Here is a 6,593-nt window from a genome sequence, read left to right as displayed (position 1 = left end):
GCACAGATGGACATCCGGCATCAAAAACGACGTAAAGATATTGAGCGATATTACAAAGGAAACGATCCTGATAGCGCGAATGATACTGGTTGAGCTAGGGGCTCGGAATTAATCTAACAAAGTAGTACTAGCCACTATCAACTAATCTAAAAGCCCGGTAGTACGGCTTGTCCTGCAGCAAACCGAACAGCCGCAGCGACTGACCGTCATAGGTACCGGGATAGAACAGCACCAGCGGGGTACTGCCCATGCCGGCGTGGAGGTTATTGAGCAGGTTGTGGGTGCGCAGCAATGGGTAGGCGCTGCCGACGCCGGAGACCAGCACGAGGTCTTGGGCCGCGGGCTGGGCTTGTTCGATCAGGGCTGCCGCGAGCTTGCCGGCATCGAGCGGTGCGGCGAGGGCTTTGAGCAGCGCGGCATCGCCCTTCTTGCGCTGCAGGTCGAGGGCCTTGTCGTAGAAGTTGCGGGACTTGAGGGTTTCGATGATCAGATCGAACAGGTTGACGTGGGTGGCGCGCAGATCGGGCCGGTGCTTGGGGAGCTGTTCGAGCAGGAAGACAATATGCTCACGCACCGCAAGCTCCTGCTCCGGCGGGTAATCGAAGGCGTAGAAAGGAATCTCGTTGCCAAGCCCGCGGCCTTGTAGGAAGTCATCGGCGGTGATCCGGCCAAGGATCTGATCCAACCGTTGCTCGAAGTCGCTGCTCATCTCGGTGCGTCCCGCTCGCTGAGTCCGATGCAGCGCAGTGCATACCATCGCTCGGCCGCGCGCAAGGCCTGTTTCACCTCGGCTTCGATCATGACCGTCTGCAGGCGACAGGCGCGATCGGCGGAGAGGAAGCCGGCCTCGCGCAGCATGCCGAAGGCGCGCGTGCGCAGCGTGGTGCGGGTGGCCTCGCTCCAATCCGGCATCTGCGCGTCGCGGGTCTTGCAGTCGGCGAGGTACTGATCCCAGTGGGCGCGCTTGAGCCTCGGCTCAAAGCGCCGATACAGATCACGAACCACGAGATCGAGGAAGTCGCCGAACAGCGGCGAGTAGCTGACCGTCGCGGCCAGCGTCGCCTGCGTGGCAACAGACCGGCTGCCGTCGCGGATGAGGGTCCAGAGGGACGCCGGCATCGCCCGCAGGCGCGCGCGAATCAGGTTGGCCTTGGTCAGCGCTGTGGATGGAGAGCGCTTGGCGAGGACGTTTTCAACGGCGATCGCTTGCTGCCACCGCCCCGGGTCGACCCCTTGGAGCAGAAGGTCGGCCACAACGCGACTCTCCGGCACCATCAGGCCGCCCTTGCTGAAGTTGGCCTTATAGCGTCCTGCATGCCCCGCGGGCTGGTTCAACGTCACCGCATTAGGTCATCGCCTGCGCGCCCGCCATCCCAAAGGATCGGCATCACAGCAGGCAATAGACCCGCGTGCCCTGACAGTCCGGGCCTGTCCGAGTCGAAGCCACCTGTCGCGAGGTGTAGACCTCTCATCCCCTTCTCCATGCGTCGACGCGGCGATATTCCCGCCATGCGCGTCGTCTGCGATCGATGGGGTTGATGCTAGGACAGGGAGCCTGAAGAGGAATTGACGGGGAGCAACGAAGGAGCCGGGTTCGACCTTGCGAACCTCGGCTGGGGCGCTCGGGTTTAACCCGCGACAAGCAGCGCTACACAATGACGCCGCGCGGGAATCAGCGCCTAACCTGAGCAGTCAGGACCCTAAGCCCAACTCGCCGCATCTTTCGGCAAACGACCGAAGTCATCGATAACCTGAACCGAACAAGGCGCGGCGCTCGCCCAAGTCCAGAGCACCAAATTGCGCCGCGGAGCCTCTGTTGGCGCTGGATTCAGCGCCGGTGCAAAGCTCGGAACCAAGGCACCTTGAAAATCCGCCGTCAGCAACGCGTCAGTGATCCGCCATGTCGCTGGCTGAAGGCCTCGACTCGCCAAGTCTTCCCACGGGCAGCCCAAATCAGCAGGATCAATGCTAGCTGATGCCAGTCGGCCGAGATGGGTGAGATCGGCGATTCGCTCGCAATGCACCTGGTAGGCAACGAGCGTCATCGGCTGCGCCTTGAAGGGAAAACCCTGCTGCGCTTCGAGCCAGGCAGTGGTGAGATCGAGCGAGGTATAGAGCGCGGACTGGCCCTTGCGGTTGAAGCGCCCGCCGTGGCGCTCAGCCCCTTCGCCGGATGTTGGGAGATACGCCCAACGCGGATGATGGGCGCGATAGGCCAGGCCGTCGAAGCGAACGGCGAGGTGATCGAGTTGGGCCGTCATCACGACTCGCCGGGTGTCGGCAATGGCTCAGGCATAGCCCCCATCAGCGATGCGCGACAAGTAATCCTTGACCGCTTGGGCGCGCCCTTCCTTGAGCAAATCCTCGGCGGTCTTATCACCGAAGGATGGCAGCGGTTGCGAGCGAAACCAGGCGAAGGCGCGTGCCGTTGATCCCGTCCAAGGGATCGCGCGATTGATGATGTCGACGGTATCGCGCAAACGCTGTTGGGTCTTTGGCGAGATGCTCCGCGCACGCTTGCTGAGTGCATCGCGCGAGAGCCCGGTGGCCCGCGCGAGCTCGACTTTGGTGACATGCAGTTGCTCGGCGAGCCGATCGGTCTCGACGAGACCTCGGTCCGAGAAGAGACAGGTCAAGTCTTCGACTGCCACAGCCATCGTTGCCTCACTCAATGCACCATTCATTGTGCAGATTATGCGGCATCGACGGCATTCTGCAAGCAGCAGCGCTCAACCTAACATCCAGAGAAACCGGGCTCAGGCCGCGCGCACCCCCACGCCCAGCATGGCCGATCAGCAGGATGCCCCGCCCCTGAAAGCGCACCTGACCCGACTCCGACAAGCGCCGCAGCATCCGGTGATCGTCATTTCGGCCAGGCATGATGGCGCTGTTGCAAGCGCTTGATGAGATACCTGAAGCCGTTGCCCCCAGCCGCCAGATCCGAACTGGGCAGCCAACCACAAGGTTCTATGGCATCACGTTTTCCCGAGATAGCCGAGAACACGACGCACATACTGCCGCGTCTCCCGATACGGCGGAATCCGATTACCATGCTTCGCGACAGCACCCTCCCCTGCGTTATAAGCGGCAAGCACCAGTGACAATTCGCCCTCGAAGCGCTCGATCAGAAACCGCAGGTACGACACCCCACCACGAATATTCTGTGCCGGGCTCCAACAATCGGTCACGCCAAATCGGCTCGCGGTGGCCGGCATCAGCTGCATCAGGCCGCGGGCACCCGCCGGTGACTGCGCCCGCGGCCGATAGCTCGACTCAGCGCGGATGACCGCATGCACCAGTTCGGGGTCGACCCCTTGGCGCCTCGCCTCGGCCTCGATCAGCGCGGCATAACGTGCCCGCCGCTTGGCGATCGTCGTTGGTAACGCACGGCGCTCGCGGATATGGCGGATGCTCGGCGCTAAAACCCGCCGGGACGGCCCAGCCGTGCTCCATTGCTGCCAGGCTGGCAGCAGCTCCCTCTGCCTTAATGGCGCCTCGAAACCAAACGCCTCAAGCCCAGGCGCCATGTTGGCGTCCGACGTCAGCGGGGCGAGGGCCATCATGACGAGGAGCAATCCACGCCCAGCTCGAGCGTGCGCCGACATCATCCTTGCTCCGCGCCCAAAGGCTCGTCGAACAACAGCAGCCGACGTCCCTCACGGCGCAACCGGCCCGCGCGCATCAGCTCCCCCAGTAGTCGACTGACCGTTGCCCGCGCACAGCCGATCCGCTCTGCAATGACCTTGCAGGGCGCCATGACCAAGGTCCCATCCGGATGCGACATCGCAGACGGCCAGGTCGTTGCCTCCTGCAAGACCTGCAGGATGAGAGATTCGGTGTCGGCAAAGCGGATCTGGTGCAACCGCCCGGACAGTGTCGTCATCCGCCTAGCCAAATACTGGGCCAACGCCTGGTGCAACGGGGCCTGCAGTTCCGCTAACACCCCATCAGCGAGTCGTGCATTCAGCTGAGCGATGTCGATCAACAACAGCCGCGTGAAGGCCGCGGCCCGATAGACGGTGTGGGCAGACGTCTCCCCGAGCAGAAAGCCCTGTGCATTGACCCAGTCGCCCGTGCGCAAGAGCGCGATATCGGACACTTCGCCATCCTGCTCCCAGATCACCCGCAATTGCCCGCGCAGCACGATGCCGATGCATGCCTGTGCCAGGCGCGCATCGAACTGCTCACTAGTGTTGACCTCGTGCTCAATCCCATAGGCGAGCAGACGCTGCTGCAATGCGCTGAGCCGTTCCGTTTGTCCGTTGGTGCTTGGCATCATGGCTGGAGTCCTCCATTGGCTGGCGTCAACGCAAAGCACCAGGCCTGCTCACCGCTTTGACTGTCGAAGACGCGACGCAGCAGGCCGCGGCGATGCAAGGCGTCGGTGAGTGCACGCACGGTGCCCGCCGGGAGGCCGGTCTGCTCGACCAGACCCTCGGTCTCGGCGGCCTGCGCGGAGCGATCAAGCAGGGCCAGTAACAACAGCTTCTCGTTCGGGCTGCAGCGCGAATGCCAGATCCAGCGTCGCCAATCGGCTTTGTCGTCGGTGTTGAGCAACTGCTGCAGGGCCTGACCCTGCAATTGGAGTGCGTTGGCCAGTCGTTCGGCCAACCTGGGGTCGAGCGATTTTCGACCATTTTCCAACTGAGAGATGGTCGCTGGAGACACACCGACGCGTTGCCCGAGCTCGCGTTGGGTAAGACCACGCGCTTGGCGTGCACGCTGAATCACATAACGTTGACGGGCCTCGCGGGTCATCGTGAGGGCATGCGACATGGGATGAGACTCCTTATACGGGTTTTCCCTTACACTTTATAATCACAAGGCGCGATCCGCGACGTTAAAAGATTATCATTTTTGATGTCTTTCTCGATGCCCCTCCATCCATTCACGGCTTCGCGATCCAGGCTCGTGAAAGCGATACGCTCGCAGCACCTTTCAATGCTGCGAAGTGGGTCGTCATGACGTCAGGCTGGAGATTCTCTCTCTCAGCGGAATACAGCTCATGGCTTCACAAACACCCACCTCCAAGCGTGCCTTCTCCAAACCCGTCCTTGAGCAAACGCTCACCATCCACAGTCAGAATGCCCAATATGTCCTTCAGCGTGGACATTCATTCATGCTCGTGGTCAGGGCGCTGTACTCAATCTCGGTGGTGCTGCGCATTCTGGCCGAAGAAGCGGAGATGGATCAGATTGAAGATCTGGTCTCGAGTCGGATTGGCGCTGTTGCTGAGCGTCTGAACGACGAGCATGCGCGGCTGAAAGTCCTCGCCGATGCCGAGGGTGGTGTGCCACTGCCGCGCTATACCAATCCGCGTGAGGTGACCTTGCAGGTGTCCTCACCCGCACTGGCGCAGTATGTGCGTCTGATCCTGCGCTTGGATCAGACCTTGATGCTGCTCGATGGGCTTTGGTTCGCGGGAGTGATCAACAACAAGCTGCGCAAGAACCTGACCCATGACTTGCGCCGCTTAGTCTATGGGCTCGGTCGGGATCTGATTGATCTCGAGCGCCGGGCAAGAGCGTCTGCTGAGCGTGCTGGCAAGGATGACGAACTGAAGCATGCCGATGTCGAGACTGGAGTAAGAGCACTGGCGACAGGCTCGCTGGTCGATGGTCGGAAACAAGAAGTGTCCGCACAGGACGATCATGCAGTCGATGGTGCAGAGGATCCGCAGAGCACAGAGCCTGAGACACCAGTCTCTGAGCCAGAGCCGCAGACTTGAGGTTCATTGGGCTGGTCAGTAGAGGTCCAGCAGAGGGCTACACGTCGCTTTCCAGTTGCCGGATTCCGACTGACAGTGATCATCCAACAGCTCGCTACCTAATCGCGATTGCTCCACAGCCGTTGTGGATAACCCTGTGCGCAGTCCTGGTGACATGTCCAAAAGCGTCCGCCGAATCAATCGCAGCGGCCGGAATGGTCAGTACATGACCAACCTTGCGGTCTGCTCGCAGCAGGCCGCGGATCGCTTGCAAACGCGCTTGCAAACTGCCCGGCTTTGCAGCAATCCCGAACCGCGCGGGCGCCGATCACAGCTCCAGTCGGCGCCCGACCCCACCGCTCACGCAGTGCTCACCATAGGCCTGCTCAAACGCGGCCGTTGCTGCATCGCCGGTGCAATGCGTCGGCAGCACATCGGTCACCCCGAGCGCCTGCAAAGCCTGCACGGACCGGGCAATCTCAACGCTGTCGGCGTACATCAGATGAAAACCACCGACCGCCCAGGTGATCGGCGCACCGAGCAGCGCCCGGCCCCGCTCGACGATCTGTTCCATGCCCGGATGGGCGCAGCCGCTGATCGCCAGGGTGACGCCACCCAGTTTTAGGATCAGCGCCTGTTCTGGCGGCTGACTGTCGAGCAGGCCGGTGGAGAACAGACCAGGTGCCAGGATCTGCGGCTCGGCACCGACGACGATGACTTCGCGGCAGAGGCTGTGCAGATCCTGGATCAGGTGTTTGGACTCACGTTTCGGAGTTCAAAAAAGCCATGCTGGCCGGTTCAAGCCTCGATAGAACCGGTCTCCACGCCCTCCAACCGAAGGGTAAACTCATCGAGTTGCAGTGCCTGGACAAAGAAGCTTTGCACC

General features: G+C 61.7%; 9 protein-coding genes. 1 reads left to right on the top strand and 8 read right to left on the bottom strand.

Translation table 11 applies throughout. The annotated features are described in order from the left end of the window. Positions 1–127: 127 nt before the first annotated feature. The 7 genes from CCR96_RS15605 to CCR96_RS15575 all read right to left on the bottom strand — a co-directional run bounded on the left by CCR96_RS15605 (position 128) and on the right by CCR96_RS15575 (position 4,776). Positions 128–709: a DUF1788 domain-containing protein gene (locus CCR96_RS15605; RefSeq protein ID WP_201221051.1), complete on the bottom strand. Its 582-nt coding sequence runs from the start codon at positions 707–709 to the stop codon at positions 128–130. Next, positions 706–1,335, bottom strand: coding sequence for a DUF1819 family protein (locus tag CCR96_RS15600; protein WP_201221050.1), 630 nt, complete (start codon positions 1,333–1,335; stop codon positions 706–708). Before CCR96_RS15600 ends, CCR96_RS15605 begins: the two co-directional genes overlap by 4 nt. Positions 1,336–1,700: 365 nt before the next feature. Then, positions 1,701–2,261 (bottom strand): RES family NAD+ phosphorylase, encoded by a 561-nt coding sequence (locus CCR96_RS15595; RefSeq protein ID WP_201221049.1) that lies wholly within the window; start codon positions 2,259–2,261, stop codon positions 1,701–1,703. Positions 2,262–2,288: 27 nt separating this feature from the next. Then, positions 2,289–2,657: an antitoxin Xre/MbcA/ParS toxin-binding domain-containing protein gene (locus tag CCR96_RS15590; protein WP_201221048.1), complete on the bottom strand. Its 369-nt coding sequence runs from the start codon at positions 2,655–2,657 to the stop codon at positions 2,289–2,291. A gap of 318 nt (positions 2,658–2,975) precedes the next feature. Beyond that, entirely contained in the window at positions 2,976–3,563 is a 588-nt protein-coding gene (locus CCR96_RS15585; protein WP_242519128.1) for a lytic transglycosylase domain-containing protein, read from the bottom strand. 41 nt (positions 3,564–3,604) lie between these two features. Further along, positions 3,605–4,276: a Crp/Fnr family transcriptional regulator gene (locus CCR96_RS15580; RefSeq protein WP_207191988.1), complete on the bottom strand. Its 672-nt coding sequence runs from the start codon at positions 4,274–4,276 to the stop codon at positions 3,605–3,607. Further along, complete coding sequence (locus CCR96_RS15575; RefSeq protein WP_201221045.1) at positions 4,276–4,776, bottom strand: helix-turn-helix domain-containing protein; 501 nt, start codon at positions 4,774–4,776, stop codon at positions 4,276–4,278. Before CCR96_RS15575 ends, CCR96_RS15580 begins: the two co-directional genes overlap by 1 nt. Positions 4,777–5,005: 229 nt before the next feature. Between CCR96_RS15575 and CCR96_RS15570 the strand changes: the two genes are divergently transcribed. Next, the gene (locus tag CCR96_RS15570; RefSeq protein WP_242519127.1) at positions 5,006–5,728 is read left to right on the top strand and encodes a hypothetical protein; all 723 of its coding nucleotides are present in this window, start codon (positions 5,006–5,008) and stop codon (positions 5,726–5,728) included. A gap of 307 nt (positions 5,729–6,035) precedes the next feature. Here the strand turns inward: CCR96_RS15570 and CCR96_RS15565 are convergent, their stop codons facing one another. Beyond that, entirely contained in the window at positions 6,036–6,281 is a 246-nt protein-coding gene (locus CCR96_RS15565) for an MBL fold metallo-hydrolase (RefSeq protein WP_201221044.1), read from the bottom strand. Positions 6,282–6,593 lie beyond the last annotated feature (312 nt).

The sequence above is a fragment of the Halochromatium roseum genome (genome assembly GCF_016653315.1).
Classification (GTDB): domain Bacteria; phylum Pseudomonadota; class Gammaproteobacteria; order Chromatiales; family Chromatiaceae; genus Lamprobacter; species Lamprobacter roseus.
The sequence above is the reverse complement of the archived record's forward strand: the minus strand, read 5'-3'. Positions and strand labels throughout refer to the sequence as shown.

Bases quoted from the DNA above. Each gene is read 5' to 3' on its own strand.
- CCR96_RS15605 (WP_201221051.1), bottom strand. From the start codon at position 709: ATGAGCAGCGACTTCGAGCAACGGTTGGATCAGATCCTTGGCCGGATC.
- CCR96_RS15595 (WP_201221049.1), bottom strand. From the start codon at position 2,261: ATGACGGCCCAACTCGATCACCTCGCCGTTCGCTTCGACGGCCTGGCC.
- CCR96_RS15590 (WP_201221048.1), bottom strand. From the start codon at position 2,657: ATGGCTGTGGCAGTCGAAGACTTGACCTGTCTCTTCTCGGACCGAGGT.
- CCR96_RS15585 (WP_242519128.1), bottom strand. From the start codon at position 3,563: ATGATGGCCCTCGCCCCGCTGACGTCGGACGCCAACATGGCGCCTGGG.
- CCR96_RS15580 (WP_207191988.1), bottom strand. From the start codon at position 4,276: ATGCCAAGCACCAACGGACAAACGGAACGGCTCAGCGCATTGCAGCAG.
- CCR96_RS15575 (WP_201221045.1), bottom strand. From the start codon at position 4,776: ATGTCGCATGCCCTCACGATGACCCGCGAGGCCCGTCAACGTTATGTG.
- CCR96_RS15570 (WP_242519127.1), top strand. From the start codon at position 5,006: ATGGCTTCACAAACACCCACCTCCAAGCGTGCCTTCTCCAAACCCGTC.
- CCR96_RS15565 (WP_201221044.1), bottom strand. From the start codon at position 6,281: ATGGAACAGATCGTCGAGCGGGGCCGGGCGCTGCTCGGTGCGCCGATC.